16 protein-coding genes and 1 pseudogene are annotated in these 16,987 nt (G+C 35.8%); 5 read left to right on the top strand and 12 right to left on the bottom strand.

All coding sequences use genetic code 11. From position 1 onward, the window contains the following. Positions 1-31: 31 nt before the first annotated feature. From H9655_RS02290 to H9655_RS02265, 6 genes are all read right to left on the bottom strand, one after another. Positions 32-1,006 (bottom strand): PstS family phosphate ABC transporter substrate-binding protein, encoded by a 975-nt coding sequence (locus H9655_RS02290; protein ID WP_191810480.1) that lies wholly within the window; start codon positions 1,004-1,006, stop codon positions 32-34. Between the two features lie 397 nt (positions 1,007-1,403). After that, complete coding sequence (locus H9655_RS02285) at positions 1,404-3,503, bottom strand: peptidoglycan D,D-transpeptidase FtsI family protein (protein ID WP_191811348.1); 2,100 nt, start codon at positions 3,501-3,503, stop codon at positions 1,404-1,406. A 160-nt stretch (positions 3,504-3,663) separates the two neighbouring features. Continuing rightward, positions 3,664-4,869: an MFS transporter gene (locus tag H9655_RS02280; protein WP_191810478.1), complete on the bottom strand. Its 1,206-nt coding sequence runs from the start codon at positions 4,867-4,869 to the stop codon at positions 3,664-3,666. Positions 4,870-5,065: 196 nt separating this feature from the next. Then, positions 5,066-5,674: a superoxide dismutase gene (locus H9655_RS02275; protein ID WP_191810476.1), complete on the bottom strand. Its 609-nt coding sequence runs from the start codon at positions 5,672-5,674 to the stop codon at positions 5,066-5,068. 109 nt (positions 5,675-5,783) lie between these two features. Then, complete coding sequence (locus tag H9655_RS02270; RefSeq protein WP_191810474.1) at positions 5,784-6,266, bottom strand: DUF456 domain-containing protein; 483 nt, start codon at positions 6,264-6,266, stop codon at positions 5,784-5,786. A 123-nt stretch (positions 6,267-6,389) separates the two neighbouring features. After that, entirely contained in the window at positions 6,390-8,018 is a 1,629-nt protein-coding gene (locus H9655_RS02265; protein ID WP_191810472.1) for a Na/Pi cotransporter family protein, read from the bottom strand. Between the two features lie 240 nt (positions 8,019-8,258). On the opposite strand from H9655_RS02265, the pseudogene H9655_RS02260 reads away from it, so the two are divergent. From H9655_RS02260 to ispG, 3 genes and pseudogenes are all read left to right on the top strand, one after another. Continuing rightward, positions 8,259-9,037, top strand: a pseudogene (locus H9655_RS02260) (DUF1189 domain-containing protein). A gap of 125 nt (positions 9,038-9,162) precedes the next feature. Further along, positions 9,163-9,501, top strand: coding sequence for a hypothetical protein (locus H9655_RS02255; RefSeq protein WP_191810470.1), 339 nt, complete (start codon positions 9,163-9,165; stop codon positions 9,499-9,501). 125 nt (positions 9,502-9,626) lie between these two features. Continuing rightward, entirely contained in the window at positions 9,627-10,736 is a 1,110-nt protein-coding gene (gene ispG / locus H9655_RS02250) for a flavodoxin-dependent (E)-4-hydroxy-3-methylbut-2-enyl-diphosphate synthase (protein WP_191811346.1), read from the top strand. A 46-nt stretch (positions 10,737-10,782) separates the two neighbouring features. On the opposite strand, the gene H9655_RS02245 is transcribed toward ispG, so the two are convergent. Then, entirely contained in the window at positions 10,783-11,157 is a 375-nt protein-coding gene (locus H9655_RS02245) for a DUF308 domain-containing protein (protein WP_191810468.1), read from the bottom strand. Positions 11,158-11,366: 209 nt separating this feature from the next. On the opposite strand from H9655_RS02245, the gene H9655_RS02240 reads away from it, so the two are divergent. Next, the gene (locus H9655_RS02240) at positions 11,367-11,939 is read left to right on the top strand and encodes a 5' nucleotidase, NT5C type (protein ID WP_191810466.1); all 573 of its coding nucleotides are present in this window, start codon (positions 11,367-11,369) and stop codon (positions 11,937-11,939) included. A 44-nt stretch (positions 11,940-11,983) separates the two neighbouring features. Here the strand turns inward: H9655_RS02240 and H9655_RS02235 are convergent, their stop codons facing one another. Genes H9655_RS02235 through H9655_RS02225 form a run of 3 tightly spaced genes read right to left on the bottom strand, consistent with a single transcriptional unit; the run spans position 11,984 to position 14,058 of the window. Further along, positions 11,984-12,394, bottom strand: coding sequence for a Fur family transcriptional regulator (locus H9655_RS02235; protein WP_191810464.1), 411 nt, complete (start codon positions 12,392-12,394; stop codon positions 11,984-11,986). A gap of 24 nt (positions 12,395-12,418) precedes the next feature. Further along, a complete protein-coding gene (locus H9655_RS02230) occupies positions 12,419-13,267 on the bottom strand; it encodes a metal ABC transporter permease (RefSeq protein ID WP_191810462.1) in 849 nt (282 codons plus the stop codon). After that, positions 13,264-14,058, bottom strand: coding sequence for a metal ABC transporter ATP-binding protein (locus H9655_RS02225; protein ID WP_191810460.1), 795 nt, complete (start codon positions 14,056-14,058; stop codon positions 13,264-13,266). The genes H9655_RS02230 and H9655_RS02225 overlap by 4 nt, the downstream gene beginning before the upstream one ends. 168 nt (positions 14,059-14,226) lie before the next feature. Here H9655_RS02225 and H9655_RS02220 point away from each other — a divergent pair, with 168 nt between their 5' ends. After that, on the top strand, positions 14,227-14,484 hold the full coding sequence (locus H9655_RS02220; protein WP_095372545.1) for a DUF2624 domain-containing protein: 258 nt from the start codon (positions 14,227-14,229) through the stop codon (positions 14,482-14,484). Positions 14,485-14,578: 94 nt separating this feature from the next. Here the strand turns inward: H9655_RS02220 and H9655_RS02215 are convergent, their stop codons facing one another. Both H9655_RS02215 and H9655_RS02210 read right to left on the bottom strand, forming a co-directional pair. After that, positions 14,579-15,472 (bottom strand): deoxyribonuclease IV, encoded by an 894-nt coding sequence (locus tag H9655_RS02215; RefSeq protein ID WP_191810458.1) that lies wholly within the window; start codon positions 15,470-15,472, stop codon positions 14,579-14,581. Between the two features lie 18 nt (positions 15,473-15,490). Continuing rightward, positions 15,491-16,795: a DEAD/DEAH box helicase gene (locus H9655_RS02210; protein WP_191810456.1), complete on the bottom strand. Its 1,305-nt coding sequence runs from the start codon at positions 16,793-16,795 to the stop codon at positions 15,491-15,493. Positions 16,796-16,987: the final 192 nt, after the last annotated feature.

Here is a 16,987-nt window from a genome sequence, read left to right as displayed (position 1 = left end):
CTATGATGATTTCTATTCATCATTCAAATACTTATTTTAACCCTTCGATAGTTGATAACCCTGCTTCGTATTCCTCGTCTTTTAATTTCACATAACCGACATCTTCTGAAAGTGCTCCTGCATTTTCTAATGTGAATTTAACGAATTCATATGTTTCTTCATTTTTTAAGGATTCGTTTTTCACGTAGATATAAAGTGGACGAGATAATGGTGCATACTCACCTGATTCAACCGTGTCATGAGTCGGCTCAACCGGGCCATTTCCGCCATCAATTGGGACAACTTTTAGCTTATCTTGATTCTCAACATAATAAGCAAATCCAAAGAACCCAATCGCATTTTCATCCCCAGCTACACCTTGAACAAGGATGTTATCATCTTCTGACAGTGTTGCTTGTTCGACAATCGGCTCATCTTCCAGAATGATTTCATTAAAGTAATCATATGTTCCGGAATCTGTTCCTGGAGAATAAAATTTGATTTCTTCATCCGGCCATTCTGGTCGTATATCTGACCATTTTTTTGTTTCACCCGAATCGATCCATAATTCTTTCAATTCTTCGATAGTAAGTGAATCGACCCAATCATTCTCTTTATTCACAACGACTGATAATCCATCGTTGGCTAGCTTTAATTCTGAATACTCAATTCCTGCTTCTTCCACCTGGGTTTTCTCTTCATCTTTAATTTCTCTTGACGCGTTACTGATGTCCGTTGTACCTGCTATAAACTGTTTAAATCCCCCACCTGTTCCAGAAGAAGCGACCGATACTTGTACGCCTGGCTGATTCATACCGAATTCTTCAACAACAGCTTCCATAATAGGATAAACTGTAGAAGAGCCATCAATTTTGATTTCCCCTTGTAACTGTTGATTCTCTTCACTAGCTGTTTGCTCTCCATTACTAGAACTGTTCGCACCGCCATTTGCTCCACATGCCGTTGTAAAAGCAAGAACAGAACCAATCATTAATGTTGATGCCACATACTTGAATCGTTTCTTCATTAGAATATTCCCCCTAGAAATCAGTTGTTTTGTCCTACAAACCCATCATAAGACCTAAACGTTAATAGGAAATAAATATCGTGTAAATATTCTGTAAACCAATATGAAGAAATGTAAAGTGACATTTAGCAATAATCATCTATCATTTTTATTTCAAACGATTGAGTGAACATTACCTGCAATGCTTTAAAGGCAAGGATAATAGACAGGGGAATTTTTGAGGGACTCTTTGGTAAAAGAACGAAAATATAGAGGTAGTTGTATAGTTATCGCTGAGCCTTCTTTACCATTTTTGTAAAAACCAAAACAAAAGAATAAAAATAACTCGGATTCACACTTTAAAACAGTGTGAATCCGAGTTTGATTGTAATGCTTGTATTTTTCAAAACAAACAGGCTTATTCTTCCTCATCTTTGTTAACATCAATTACTTCTTGTTTCGTTAAGTCTTCTGGTTTCTTACTTTCTTCTTTCGCACGTTCTTCTTTTAATTTAAAGTATTCGTCCATGACGCGTTCCGCAATAATCATGTTTGCTTTATGGCCACTTCCACCTTCATAGGCCCAAGGGACCATGACAGCAATTGCCACTTCTGGGTTATCAGAAGGCGCATAACCAACATAGCTGATATTCATTACTTCAGGTGGTTCATCATAATTACTACGTAGTGGTCCATCATAGAAAGCCTCTGCTGTTCCTGTTTTACCTGCAGGGTTATAATCTTTATCACCAAAGAAGGATAGTGCTGTACCTTGTTGTTCTTGTGCAACTTGACGGAACCCTTCTTTTACACGTTCAATCCAAGATGCATCCATATCAAGTTTATTTAAAACTTTCGGCGATATTTCTTCTACAATAGGGCCTAACTCTTCATTTTCTAATAAAGGTTCTCTAATTTCTTTTACTACATGAGGCTCCATTCTATTCCCGCCGTTAGCAATCGTGGACACATACTGGACAAGCTGCATATTAGAGTACGTATCATACTGTCCAATCACTAAGTCCAACATAAATCCAGGGAGTTGACTCATTCCTTTAAATCCTGTTTGTTCATTTGGTAAATCAATCCCTGTTCTAACGCCTAAACCAAACTGAGCAAACGATTCTCTAATTGTATCAAATCCCTTAGGGTCTAATGGCAATGATTTATTATAGCGATATGTGCCGCCACCAATTCGAATGGCTGTTTCAAACATATACACATTGGATGAAACCCTTAATGCGTACAAATCACTAATAGGCCCGAACGTTTTCCAAGATTTTTTCACAGGTGTACCAGCAATTTTTAATGGCTGGTCATTAATAACTGTTCCAGGCTGAATTACGCCTTCCTTATAGCCCGTAAGAATCGTAGCCCCTTTGACTACAGAACCGGCATTATAAGTGGTCGTTATATTCCCTAATGCATCATCCGTCATTCTTGTTTTGCCTGTTTCTTCATCTTTCACGAGCCTTCTTCCAGCCATTGTTAAAATTTCTCCGCTATATGGATCCATTAAAACGACATAGGCTCTATCTAAAAGACCCGTTCCTCCCGTTTGTTTAGCCGCACGCAACTCTTCTTCAATGATCTTTTCTGTGGCTAATTGTAAATCCATATCGACACTTAAAACTAAGTCTTTCCCCCGTTGCCCTTCTGAAATTGTCACCGTTTCTAGAATCGTACCACCTTTATCAGTGACATTTTTCACTTTGGCTTTTTGACCATGGAGGACTTCTTCGTATTGATATTCAAGATAACTTTTACCTACGCGGTCATTCCTTGAATAATCTCTCGCTAAATAATAATCAAGCATTTCTTTCGGAATACCTTCTTCAGAAGATGAAACAGAACCAAGGACAGATTTCAACGTATTATCAAAAGCATAGTAACGGTCCCAATCAGTCGTTGTATCAACCCCTGGAAGATAATCTAAATTTTCACTTACTAGGGCAAACTCCTTTGCAGTTACTCCCTCGTTTTTAACAACTTGTGGAGTAAAGGCATATCCACTAGAGAATTCCCGATAGATAGCAAGGACTTCCAAATCCTCTTCCGTTAGTTCATTCAATTCTTCTTCCGTAATACGATCTAAAGTTAGTTGGTACACATCTTTATCGTAATCGGCTTCTTCGTTCTCACGAATACTATCCTTTTCTTTATCTGTTACCTTTTTTTCGGCTCGATCAGGATTAATCATAATCCAATAATCTTTTTCATCTCGTTCAGTGACTTTTTCTGTATCTTTTTCAATTAGTTCCGCTAATTTCTCAGCAGTATCAAGCATTTCCTCTTGACTAGCTCCATTATTCGTATATGTAATGGCATTCTGCGGGATATTATCGACAATAATCTTTCCTGTGCTATCAAACATCTTTCCCCTAGGAACTGGGTTATTTACAGTGATTTCTTCTGTTCTTTCAATTTCTCGTTTATAGTCATCACCGTAGACAATTTGAACAAATCCTAATCTAAAAATAAGTACAGAGAACAACACAAAGACAATTAAGAAAAGCATGTTCAACCGAAAGGACACACGATTCTTCTTCTTCTTCTTATTCAATTGCTAAAACCACACTTCCCTCTTGATTACATATACTTATTTTAAAAGAAAATCAAAAATAATTCTATTCATAACTATAAGGAAATGATAGTTATTTTGAATATTTTCTTACACATCATTCAATATTCTTAATAAAGAAATAGATCATACTATGCCCAATCCCTAAAATGATTAGTAATATCGGCAAAATCACATGATCATCAAAGGAGATTACACCCACTATAAAGAACAACAAAGATAATATTCTCCCGATGTTCAAAAATAATTCCCTGACAACAATATATTCAATTCTCATTTCTGCTGCCTTCCACGCAGTGCCTATTACATCATAAGTCATTGAAGAATAAGGAACGAATAATAAAGGATAGGCGACTGCAATCAATGCAGCATAGAACAAAAGATTAACGTAGGTGATTTGAAATACTAACAGGAAAATAGACAGAAATAAAAGAATACCTCCAACTAATACCGCTCTTTTTCTATGCTCTTTCTTAATCCACCTTGAAGCGATATAATAACAAACTAATGCGATACCTGAATTTATTAACCCGAATGTACCAAGTGCTAATTCGCTACCAGTAGCTATAAACACAAAGACAGAAACGACAAACGCATATGTACCTTCACGAAACCCTTGGAAAAAATGGGCATTTGTAATCCTCTTCCAATTTTTATTATATTTTCGTTCCTCTATAATTCGTTTAAAAAAATACTTTCCACTTGCTGGACGCCTTTTAATTGAAAAACTTAAAAATACGGCAACGGCAAATAATGCCAACGAAACGCCAAATATGACCGAATAACCAGTAAAAGCCTTCATTTTCGAAATGATTAATCCGGCAGAAATAGGACCTATCATACCACCAAATGATGTAAGTAACCCGAGAAAACCATTAAAAAAGTCTCGATTTTCTGGATCCGTTATCTCAAATGTTAATACATTAAAGGCAAGCCAATAAAAACCAGAACCTATCCCTAATAAAGCACCTAATAAAAGGAGATAAGACGACGCTTTATCCCCTGCAAGAAGCACAGAAATATAAAAAAAGGCAAGAAATATAACCCCTAACCTTAGCACAATCACACGATCTACTTTTTTCGCCCATTTGCCCGCAATGATAAATGTAATAGGTTGCAGAACAACATTAGCGAGGTTATATAAGCCTAAATCCAAATATTCACCAGATTGCTTCCACAAAAAAATATTCACAAAAGTATTGGATAAGGCAATACTTAAGGAATATAATCCTCCGATTAGCAACAACAAAACAAGGTCTCTTGTCGGCTCAATATTTCCAATCACTCTCTGCCATTTACTCATAAAAAAAACTCCCCTTCGATTCTACAAATAGTCTCCTTCAAAAACAATGGAGTTATGCAAAAAAAGGGAAGATCCGTATTGAAAATTATTTCGTTTCTTTTGGCTTTTTTATTAAATACAATGAGAATGAAATGACTAGGTAGAGATGCAAAAAGCGCTATTCATTGGAATAGCACTTTTTTACATTAAAGATTTTTCACTTCGCTTCTTGATACCTTTTGCTTACTTCGTCCCAATTGACAACATTCCAAAACGCTTTAATATATTCAGGACGTTTATTTTGATAGTTTAAATAATAAGCATGCTCCCAAACATCTAGTCCAAGAATCGGTGTTTTTCCTTCCATTAATGGTGAGTCTTGATTAGGTGTGCTTGTTATGGCAAGTTCACCCTTATCAACAACTAACCATGCCCAACCCGATCCGAAGCGACCAGTAGCTACTTTATCAAATTCATCCTTGAAGTCGTCAAAGCTACCAAATTTACTAGCTATCGCATCTCCTAATTCGCCTGTTGGTGTACCCCCACCATTTGGTGAAAGAATTTGCCAGAATAAAGAATGGTTAGCATGTCCACCGCCATTATTTCGGACAGCTGTACGAATATCTTCCGGAATATCATTTATATGAGCAATTAAATCTTCTATCCCTTTCGATGTGTATGCACTTTTTCCTTCAATGGCATTGTTCAAGTTAGTCACATAAGTATTATGGTGTTTCGTATGATGGATATTCATTGTTTCCTTGTCGATATGAGGTTCTAATGCATCATAAGCATACGGTAATTTTGGTAGTTCATAAGCCATGTAAACATTCCTCCTACTAAAAATATAATCATATGCAGACATAATTTAAATGTCCTCTCCTATTTTCTATACCACTCTGCCATAGAATCAAACATAAAAATTAAATTTTTTATAGAACCACAAATAAGAAATATATGACCATTATCGCTTGAACAATTCCTTTAGTAATGATGCTACTAATAAATCCTACGAGTGATCCGAATCCAACTAAAACTGCTTCCTTAAATGGACGACGATGTACAATTAATTCAGCAATGATTGCTCCGATTATTGGCCCGAGTAATATACCTGCCACCGGGATGACAAAAGGACCTACTAGTATTCCAATGGTGCTTCCCCATATTCCAGCTTTTGTGCCACCATATTTTTTCACACCAACCATATTGGAGATATAGTCGGCACCAAATAGTAATATAACAAATAAAATTTGGATGGACCAAAATAGCACACCAAAAGGTTCAAAGGAATAGAAAAATCCATAAACAATAAAACCAGCAGCAATAAACAGCACACTCGGAATAATTGGATAAATCAATCCGATAAAAGCTATAACAAATAAGATAATGATGAGCGTCCAAGCTAAAATATCCATAAGTTCCCTCCTATTCACAACAAACTCATATCTTGCAATAATTAAAACATTAAAATGGCATCTTTTCCATCGAAAGCTTTTAAAAAAAGAGGTAAGGATTGATTCCTTACCTCTTTATGGTACTTAATCTTCGCCTAATACAGCCTCTGCAATATTAACTGCATGATCACCGATTCGTTCGAGATTACTTAAGATATCCACATATACAATGCCTGCTTGTCCAGAACATACGCCTTCACTTAAGCGAATGATATGCTGTTTACGTAATTTACGCTCCATTTTATCTATTTTATCTTCTTTTTGAACCACATGATGTGCAGCTTCTTTATCATTATGGTCTAGCGCTTCTAATGATTCAGAAACCGTAGAGATCGTTAATTGGAACATATCATCTAAATCTTTCATAGCGGATTCCGTAATACTTACCTTATTTGCTTTTTTATAATCCATTAATTCAACGATGTTTTCGAAATGGTCACCTATTCTTTCAATATCTCGAATCGTATCCATTAGTACCGTATGCTCAGCCGATTCATTATTTGATAAAGAACTTCTGGAAAGTTGAATAAGATAATCTGTAATTTGTCTATCTAGATTGTTTATTGCACTTTCGATTTGATAAGCTTTTTCACCATGTTTAGGAGAACCATCTATTAAAAATGATCGTGTTTCATTTAATCCTTCAATAGCAAATTGTCCCATTCGAAGAACCTCTTCTTTTGCTTGTCCAAGAGCAATTGATGGCGATTGCTGTATAAAAACAGCATCTAAATGTTTGGCTTTTTGTTCTATAACGGTGTCTTCTCCTGGAATTAGCTTTGTCACAATAAATGCTAACACAGCGACAAAAGGAAGTTGTATTAATGTATTTGCAATATTAAATGTACCGTGAGCAAACGCAATGGTAAGCTCTGGGTTTAAACCAAGATTCGCTTGGAACATTTCAACCAATAAAGTAAATGGTTGAAGTAAAATTAAAAAGATAGTTGCCCCAATTAAATTAAACATCACATGTACGAATGCAGCACGTTTAGCAGCAACTGTAGCTCCTAGAGAAGCTAAAATAGCAGTAATCGTTGTACCGATATTATCTCCAAACAATACCGGAAGAGCTGCATCTAAGTCTATTAATCCCTCTGCAAATAACCCTTGCAAGATACCAATGGTAGCAGTTGAACTTTGTACTATAACGGTAATAACCGTTCCTACAAAAACACCCAATATTGGAATTTCACTCATACTAACTGTCAGGTCATGGAAACTTTGCAAATTACTTAATGGCTTCATTCCACCACCCATTAATTCTAGACCATAAAATAAAGCGCCAAAACCAAAAATAATTGAGCCTATATTTTGCATACGATTGTTTTTAAAGAAGACTAGACATAATACACCAACCGCTAAAATTGGCAACGCATAATCACCAATATCTAGCCCAATAATAAATGCAGTGAATGTTGTACCAATATTCGCACCCATAATTACACCGATGGCTTGACGTAGATTCATAAACCCAGCACTAACTAACCCTACTGTTAGCACTGTCGTTGCAGAACTACTTTGAATAAGCATCGTTACTAACATCCCTGCTAGTACACCCATTAATGGGTTTGTGGTAAATCTATCTAAAATATCTCTCAGACGATCTCCAGCTGACTTTTGTAAACCTTCTCCCATCGTTTTAATTCCGAGAAGGAAGATACCTAATCCACCGACAAACTCAAAAATCATCTTTTGAATATCTATTTCCAAGCTATTCAACCCCTAGAACTTTTTTCAATACTATTGTAAACCCCACACTATTATTAAAGCTAACTCTATTAATGTAAATAGTGTAACGATTAAATTTACAAACCTTTAATATTATCCTCCTTTGTTACAATTAGATGACAAAGGTTTAATTATTCAAAAAACTTATTATTCTTGTATGACGAAAGTATTGTCGGTAAAATGAATAGAATATAATGAAAAAAATAAGGACGTGGAAAATTTTTGAATATCCTAAAACAATTTATAAGAAGTATTTATTCACCAAAAGACATTGCAAACTTTCGTGAACAAGGAATAGGAAAGACAATAGGTTATGTTTTTTTCTCACTTTTCTATCCATTATCCCCACTATATTTTTTCTCAGTACATCCGTCTTTAATGGTGTACAATCAATGGAAGCAACCATAACGGATGATCTACCTGAATTTGAGATTGCGAATGGGACATTACAAGCAAATGAAACGGCACCGATTACTGTTGAGAATGATGGTGTGACCATTATTTTTGACTCTAATAATATTGTAAAGAAAGATGAACTATTGCAAACAAATGACACCATTGCCATTCTACAAGACGAAATGGTGTTCATTAGCGGAAACAATCAACAATCCTATAGCTATAGCATGCTTGGTGATGTCAATATTGATAAATCAGCCGTTATTGAATTAATACAAAAAGCCGATTCTTGGTTAGTCATATTCATTAGTATCGTTGCTATTGTACTGTACTTATTTTCTGTAGCAACGCGTTTAATAGAAATATCCATTATTGCCTTACTCGGTATAATGATTGTGAGAATTGTGCAAAAGACCATTCCTTATCGCTATATGTGGCGAATGGCAGCCTATAGTATCACATTATCAACAGTTTTCTTTATTATCATGGACACACTACAAACCGTTGTACCAAATGGAGCACTTATTAACTGGTTAATATCCATCATTATTCTCATGTTAGCTATCAAAGAAATACCTCATCAAAAAAAGGAAATATCTGAATAATAGTGGAATCTTACTGTAGACGCATATAACGTCTACAGTTTTTTTATGTACATATCTGTTCTAATAAGATGTGGACATGCATATGTATGATAATGATTATTCAATAATGACGGGAGCTTGTAAATATGAGAAGAATTTCAACCTTCATCTTAATTATTATCATTTCATTTGCTGTATACGTCGATCTTTCTAAAGGAACTCTCCCTAAACGGATTGCACCCGTGGCTACAGAGGTAACAAATTTAGAAAAAGGAGAACAAGAGGTAGGTCTTGCTTATTTCGAAAAAGAAGTGACTCGAGGCGATACCGTACTATCCATTATTGAACAACAAAATATGAACATCGAAAATCTTCCAATTAATGTTATCGCTGAAGATTTCAGTACATTAAATAATGGATTAAAACCTGAAGAAATTCAATACGGTTATACCTATAAATTTCCTTCATATAATAATGAAAACTAATTGCTTAGCATCTATTTCTTGTCAATTCAATCACTTCATTGATACAATAGTTGATGATAAGAGCTTACTTTGAGAAGTTCAAATATATTTTTTATATATAAAGGAGCGAATCTCCATTGAGTGAAATGATACATCGTACGAAAACTCGTCCGGTAAAAGTGGGACCACTAACGATTGGCGGAAGTAATGAATTATTTATTCAAAGTATGACTACAACGAAAACACATGATGTTGAAGCAACTGTTGCGCAAATTAAACGTTTAGAAGAAGCAGGATGCCAAGTTGTTCGCGTAGCTTGTCCAGATGAAAGGGCAGCTAATGCGATTGCTGATATAAAAAAACAAATTAATATTCCACTTGTTGTCGATATCCATTTTGATTATAAGTTAGCTTTAAAAGCCATTGAAGGTGGAGCTGACAAGATTCGAATTAATCCAGGTAATATCGGAAAACGCGAAAAGGTGGAAGCAGTCGTAAAAGCGGCTAAAGCGAAAGGAATTCCTATTCGTATAGGTGTAAATGCCGGTTCATTAGAAAAACGGATTTTAGAAAAGTACGGCTACCCTACAGCTGATGGAATGGTTGAAAGTGCACTTCACCATATTAAAATTCTTGAAGACCTAGACTTCCATGATATTATCGTCTCCATGAAAGCATCAGATGTCAATTTAGCGATAGAAGCATATGAGAAAGCAGCACAAGCGTTTGATTATCCACTACACTTAGGGATTACGGAATCAGGTACATTATTTGCTGGTACAGTAAAAAGTGCAGCTGGCTTAGGCGCAATTCTTCATAAAGGGATCGGAAATACGTTAAGAATTTCATTAAGTGCTGATCCTGTTGAAGAAGTAAAAGTGGCTAGAGAATTGTTAAAAGTATATGGTTTATCATCGAATGCTGCGACACTCATTTCTTGTCCGACTTGTGGGCGTATCGAAATTGACTTAATTAGTATCGCGAACGAAGTGGAAGAATATATTTCAACAATTAAAGCCCCAATCAAAGTCGCTGTTTTAGGCTGTGCCGTTAATGGCCCAGGTGAAGCAAGAGAAGCTGACATTGGAATTGCTGGAGCACGAGGTGAAGGTTTATTATTCCGCAAAGGGAAAATTGTTCGCAAAGTACCCGAAGATACAATGGTCGATGAATTAAAGATTGAAATTGATAAAATAGCTGAAGAGTATTTTGCCAAACAAAAAGAAGAAGAAGAAAACACCAAAGAAACAGTTTAAATAATAAACGCCTAGGGATATTCCTAGGCGTTTGTCGTTTCTTTATTTAAAAGAATGGCATAATAAAAATTCCTACTAAGAGCGATACAATACCAATACCAATCGCCCAAGTGCCAAATCCTCTAGCTCCTTTGCTATTTGCAATAATACCAAGTACGATCCCTGCAGCTCCAAGAAATATCGGCATAATGAATAGTGAAAGGATTGATAATACTAAAGCAGTAATACCTACTCCTCGGCCACCACTACGCGTTCCTTTTCTATCATCAATATCCCTTCCCCTGTCCTCATCATAAGTTACAGGAGCAGCAATTTCGGCTGCAGTTTCTTCTGAATAATCGCTTGAGACTTCATACTGGTTCTCGTCAACTTTGTCACGACGAAGCTGATCTTCATCATTTTTACGCATCTGATCTGCCATCATGATCCCTCGCTTTAATGGTATCCACTTTTTCTGTGGTGGAGCATTTATTATTATAAGCAAGCGTTACACTTTTACTTGTGTTAAGATTTTCTAGTAACAAAAAGGCTTTTATGGTTTATATAATGAAAAGTTTCCGCTAAAATTAGGAAGTAAAGATAAAATGAAGTGAACGGCTATCTGTTCAAGTTTTAAAGGAGAGCAATGAAATGAAAAAACGATTCGGAATTGATATAGATGGAACTGTCACGAGTCCAGCGGCAATGATTCCTTTTATGAACAAAGCATTTGGGCTACAACTTACTTTAGAAGACATTAAACAATATGACTTATATCCGCTTGTAGATATAGAACGTCAAGCATTCGATCAATGGTTTAAAGAAAATGAACCGGAAATTTATCGCCAGTCAACCATTGTACCTAACGCAAAATCAGTCTTAACAAAATGGAAAGAAGAGCATGAACTATTTTTTATTAGTGCGCGCTCCACTCATTTGATGAACGTAACTGAAAACTGGTTTACACAGAATGACATTTCTTTTGATCATATTGAACTTATTGGCTCGCATGATAAAGTCTCAGCGGCTAAACAACATCATATTGACTTATTCTTCGAGGATAAACATGATAATGCTGTGATGATTCATGAGGCGTGTCAAATCCCCGTCATATTGTTCGATACACCATATAACCGCTTACCGACTCCAGACGGCGTAAAACGGGTGACAAGCTGGAAGGAAGCAGCCATATGGGTAGAGAATTGGTTAAAAGTATCAGTGTAATATTTTCACATAAAAAACCCCTCATCATAGAGGGGTTTTTACAGTTAACAACATTCTGGGCATTTCCCGTAAATTTCAAATTTATGCCCGGAAACATCGTATCCTTTTAAGTTTTCTGCCAAAGTATTCATCGGACAAGTATCAATTTCTTTCGTTTTTCCACAATCCAGACAGATAAAATGATGATGATGATTTTCATGAGAACAAGTAAACCGAAAATGTTTTTCACCAGATAACTCGGTCATCTCAAGAATATCTAAGTTCACAAACAAAGATAAATTACGATAAATGGTATCAAAGCTCAACCCCGGATAATTTGGTTTCATTTCCTCTAAGACTTCTCTTGCTGTTAAGTACTTATTACTATCTGCAAATAGTGCAAGCATTTCTTCTCTCTTGCCTGTATGCTTATAGCCTCGATTTTTTAACAGCTCCAATGCTCCACTCACATTCATGACTGATTCACCCTTTTTTTGCAATTATACTTTAGCTGGTCTAGATGTCTTTACTTTCTTTAAAAGTATCGTTACTAACAATATTAACACAGCAATGATTACAATGGTTCCTCCAGGGGCAAGATCTAAGTAAAATGCTAAAAATAAACCGCCAAGTACTGACACTTCTCCAAAGATAACTGACAATAAAATCGTTTGCTTAAAACCTTTAGCAATCCGCATACTCGCAGCAACTGGTAAAGTCATTAAAGCGGAGACGAGGAGAATTCCAACGATGCGCATAGATGAAGCAATAACAAGTGCCACCATAACAATAAAAATAAAATGAACTATTTTTACTGGAATACCAGATGCTTGGGCATGCTCCTCATCAAAAGATAATAAGAATAGTTCTTTATATAAAGAAACAATAATTGCTATAATAATTACCGAAATAATGATAATAAGCCATAAATCTTCCCTACTTACTGCGCTAACGCTACCAAACAGGTAACCAAACAAATCTGAATTAAAGCCATCCGCTAGTGAAATAAATATTACACTAAGACCGGTTCCCCCAGAAAGAATAATAGGAATGGCAAGCTCCTGATAATGCTTGTACACAGACCTTAATTTTTCAATAAAAATCGAACCTGTAACGGAAAATGCCATCCCCATATAAACAGGATTGACTCCGATAAAACCGGTAAGTTTCTTTTCAAGTAATAAACTTGCTGCAATCCCTGCTAACGTTACATGACTAAGTGCATCTGCTATCAGTGATAAGCGCCTCACAACAATATATACCCCAAGTAAAGGAGCAATAACACCAATAATCATACCAGTTAAAAAAGCATTTTGTAAAAACTCATATTCAAAAATAGCAGCAATCATCCTCTCACCCCTTCATGATGATGGTGGTGATGATCATGGGATAAGATATGAACATCATGTCCATAAAATGTCGACATTTCAGCTTTATCAAGACGCTCAAATTCCTCCGTTTTCCCATGGAAATGAAGTGTTTTATTCATACATGCAACATGTGTTACTCGGTCAGAAATCGTCCCTATATCATGGGTAACAAGTAAAAGCGTAATGCCGCGGTTTTTATTCAGATCTTCAAGCATATGATAAAAAGATTGCACATGTTGAGCATCTACACCAACGGTCGGTTCATCTAATATAAGTAATTTAGGTTCACTAACTAGCGCCCTTGCAATAAACACCCGTTGTTGCTGACCACCAGATAATTCCCCCACATTACTCATTTCATATTCACGTAATCCAACAGCATCTATAGCATCTATAACATGACGCTTATCTTCCTTTTTCATCCATTTAAATAATCCAAGTTTTTTTGTTAACCCACTAGCAACAACTTCAAATACTGTTGCCGGAAAACCTGTATTAAATGAATTTGCCTTTTGCGAGACAAAGCCAATTTTTTGCCTGTCCTTAAACTGATTCATTTCTTCACCAAAAAGGGTGATTTTCCCGTTTTGTAATTTTAATAAATTCAATATTAACTTGAGAAGTGTGGATTTTCCAGAACCATTTGGACCAACAATAGCTAAGAAGTCCCCTTCATTTACGGTTAAATTTACCTGCTCTAATACATTATTCTTTTCATATCTAAAGGAAACATCCTCTATTTTTATCACTGGCTCTTGCCGTGTTTCCATCTTATTCACCTTCGATTTAAGAATCATTACGATTTAGTACAAAGAGTAGTATACATGAAGTTCCTAGGCTTGTAAAGGCGTGAAAAGAGGCTTGTTTCATCAATTTTTGTAGAAAAATAGGCAAATTATTCTCAAGAGGTGCATACAGTTTAATGAGGAGTGATGCACATGAAAATCTTTGAGAACATCATTAATCACAAAGTCAATCACATTACCGCAGATGAATTATTGAAGTATGGAAAACAATTTAATATCTCAGTTAGCCGCTCAGAAGCGGAGCAAATCGCCCAATATCTTCGCGGTAAAAAGGTGAATATCTTTAATGAAAATGAGCGGAAGAAACTTGTCAAAGAAATTGCCAATATTGCAGGTGTAGACACCGCGAAGTCAGTCAACCAAATATTTCTTATGTTTACTAATTCTTAATTCTATTACAAATACGATTGACACCTGCACCTGCGCTTTACAGACGATCGGAAGGGCACAGAAGAAGCATCGAGGATACCTCCTCCATGCTTTTTTATTGTGCTAAAATATCTTCTAATAGATTTTCATTAAATTCTTCTTTACGTAACATATTTATTTCAAATTGATAGGGTGGTTTCTTATTTTTCTTGTCCTCGCCAACATAAGGTGTTTCTAAAATTTTCGGTATGGACATAAGTTGTGGATGATGAACAATATTGTTTATGGCCTTAAAACCGATATGACCAAACCCAATATTTTCATGACGGTCTTTTCTAGCTCCCTGAATGTTTTTACTATCATTAATATGAAGCACCTTTAATCGATCGATACCAATGATTTTATCAAAGTCATTTAATACGCCATCAAAGTCATTAACAATATCATATCCAGCATCATGAGTATGACATGTATCAAAACAAACAGATAAATGTTCATTATGAGTCACACCATCAATTATTTTCGCTAGTTCTTCAAAATTCCTTCCACATTCTGACCCTTTTCCAGCCATTGTTTCAAGCGCGATTTGCACATTTTCATCGCCATTTAGTACTTCATTTAAGCCTTCAATGATTCTTGCAATACCGGTTTCTGCCCCTGCGCCGACATGTGCACCAGGATGCAAGACAATTTGTTTTGCCCCAAGCGCTTCTGTACGATCGATTTCAGAACGTAGAAAATTCACACCTAACTCGAAAGTAGCTGGGTTTGTTGTATTCCCTATATTAATAATATAAGGGGCATGAACAACAATATCACTTATGCCATTTTCCTTCATATGTGCTAGGCCTGCTTCTATATTTAAATCTTCTATTTTCTTTCGTCTCGTGTTTTGGGGAGCACCTGTGTAAATCATAAATGTATTCGCACCGTAAGACGCTGCTTCTTCACTGGCTGCTAGTAACATTTTTTTTCCGCTCATCGAAACATGGGATCCAATTTTCAACATATATTATCCCTCTCTCTTTTATTTTCTTTTGATCCTTCTTTCTCTCTTCTTTATCTTTTCCATTTCCCATTTGCGCTTTCTCTTGTATCCCGGTTTCACTTTTTTCGGTTTTTGTACAAGTGAACTAGCTTTCTTATCAATCTCATCTGTTTGACGTTGTCTCTTTTTCCTTTTATTACGATCGTCGAGCGTTACCCAATTACCTTTAACAAAATCTATATGAGTAAAAGTAACACCCATTTTCTCTAATTTATTTAATGCATCTTCATCTGTTGGATCATAAATCGTTAAGGCAATACCTGAAGTGCCTGCTCTTGCTGTTCTACCTACACGATGAATATAAAAATCTAAGTCTGAAGGTAATTCATAGTTAATTACGTGACTAATTCCTTTAATATCAATACCCCTAGCAGCTAAATCAGTTGCTACGATATATTGGAATTCGAGATCAACAATTTGCTTCATCATTTTCTTTCGCTCTCGTGGATTCAAATCACCATGAATTCTTCCGACTTTCAATCCTTTAGCCATTAAACCATCGGCGACTTCGTCTGCCTTTTTCTTCGTATTCGTAAACACGATGGCTAAATACGGGTTAAAAGACTGTAAAGCATCAAACACAAGATTTACTTTGTTGCGGTGTCTTGAAGGTAATAGTTGATGCTCGATCTTTGCTGCAGTTGGTTGCTTCGGCTCCACATGAACATATTTTGGGTTTTCCATATATTTTTTCAGGAATGGTTTAAGCTTCTCTGGGATGGTAGCTGAAAACACAAGCATTTGTAATTTCTCTTGCATATGTGAAGCAATTTGATCAACATCTTCTAAAAAGCCCATATCCAACATTAAGTCCGCCTCATCAACCACTAACAATGAAGCTGTATGAATCAACAATGCCTGCTCTTTAACTAAATCATTGATTCTTCCCGGTGTACCAACAACTATTTGCGGCTGCGTTTTAAGCTTTTCAATTGTTCTTTGTTTATCTGTACCTCCAATAAAGAGCTTAACTGCGATAGCTTCTTCACTATGACTAGTGATTTTTAAAACCTCTTGATAAATTTGGTTGGCTAGCTCTCTTGTTGGTGCAGTGATAATTGCTTGTACACCTTTTTTGTTTGTTTCAATCTTTTCTACCATTGGCAGAATATAAGCATGTGTTTTACCCGTACCTGTCTGGGATTGACCAATCGCACTTTCTCCTCTTAAGACAGTCGGTATTAATCTTTCTTGTATATCTGTTGGTTCATAAAACCCTAACTTCTTTACTGCTTCTATAATAAAAGGTTTAAACTCATACCTTTCAAATCTTGTTTCATTCATTTTTTTTAACTCCTCATTATCATGATGAAATGATCATAAGTACTTGCACTCATCATCACTTAAAATCGCAAACATTTACTCCATCATATTATTATAATAAAATTCCAGGTAAATAACCAGTTATACTTGTTATTCCTCCCTATCCTTTTATGAAAGATAAACCCATTTCTTCTTTTTGCATACAATGAAAGT

The organism is Cytobacillus stercorigallinarum (assembly GCF_014836495.1).
GTDB lineage: Bacteria > Bacillota > Bacilli > Bacillales > Cytobacillaceae > Cytobacillus > Cytobacillus stercorigallinarum.
The sequence above is the reverse complement of the archived record's forward strand: the minus strand, read 5'-3'. Positions and strand labels throughout refer to the sequence as shown.

What these genes read in the sequence shown, in the direction of transcription:
- H9655_RS02220 (WP_095372545.1), top strand. Translation starts at nt 14,227, where the DNA reads ATGAAAATCTTTGAGAACATCATTAATCACAAAGTCAATCACATTACC.
- H9655_RS02225 (WP_191810460.1), bottom strand. Translation starts at nt 14,058, where the DNA reads ATGGAAACACGGCAAGAGCCAGTGATAAAAATAGAGGATGTTTCCTTT.
- H9655_RS02230 (WP_191810462.1), bottom strand. Translation starts at nt 13,267, where the DNA reads ATGATTGCTGCTATTTTTGAATATGAGTTTTTACAAAATGCTTTTTTA.
- H9655_RS02235 (WP_191810464.1), bottom strand. Translation starts at nt 12,394, where the DNA reads ATGAATGTGAGTGGAGCATTGGAGCTGTTAAAAAATCGAGGCTATAAG.
- H9655_RS02255 (WP_191810470.1), top strand. Translation starts at nt 9,163, where the DNA reads ATGAGAAGAATTTCAACCTTCATCTTAATTATTATCATTTCATTTGCT.
- H9655_RS02280 (WP_191810478.1), bottom strand. Translation starts at nt 4,869, where the DNA reads ATGAGTAAATGGCAGAGAGTGATTGGAAATATTGAGCCGACAAGAGAC.
- ispG (WP_191811346.1), top strand. Translation starts at nt 9,627, where the DNA reads ATGATACATCGTACGAAAACTCGTCCGGTAAAAGTGGGACCACTAACG.
- H9655_RS02210 (WP_191810456.1), bottom strand. Translation starts at nt 16,795, where the DNA reads ATGAATGAAACAAGATTTGAAAGGTATGAGTTTAAACCTTTTATTATA.
- H9655_RS02215 (WP_191810458.1), bottom strand. Translation starts at nt 15,472, where the DNA reads ATGTTGAAAATTGGATCCCATGTTTCGATGAGCGGAAAAAAAATGTTA.
- H9655_RS02245 (WP_191810468.1), bottom strand. Translation starts at nt 11,157, where the DNA reads ATGGCAGATCAGATGCGTAAAAATGATGAAGATCAGCTTCGTCGTGAC.
- H9655_RS02270 (WP_191810474.1), bottom strand. Translation starts at nt 6,266, where the DNA reads ATGGATATTTTAGCTTGGACGCTCATCATTATCTTATTTGTTATAGCT.
- H9655_RS02285 (WP_191811348.1), bottom strand. Translation starts at nt 3,503, where the DNA reads ATGCTTTTCTTAATTGTCTTTGTGTTGTTCTCTGTACTTATTTTTAGA.
- H9655_RS02275 (WP_191810476.1), bottom strand. Translation starts at nt 5,674, where the DNA reads ATGGCTTATGAACTACCAAAATTACCGTATGCTTATGATGCATTAGAA.
- H9655_RS02240 (WP_191810466.1), top strand. Translation starts at nt 11,367, where the DNA reads ATGAAAAAACGATTCGGAATTGATATAGATGGAACTGTCACGAGTCCA.
- H9655_RS02290 (WP_191810480.1), bottom strand. Translation starts at nt 1,006, where the DNA reads ATGAAGAAACGATTCAAGTATGTGGCATCAACATTAATGATTGGTTCT.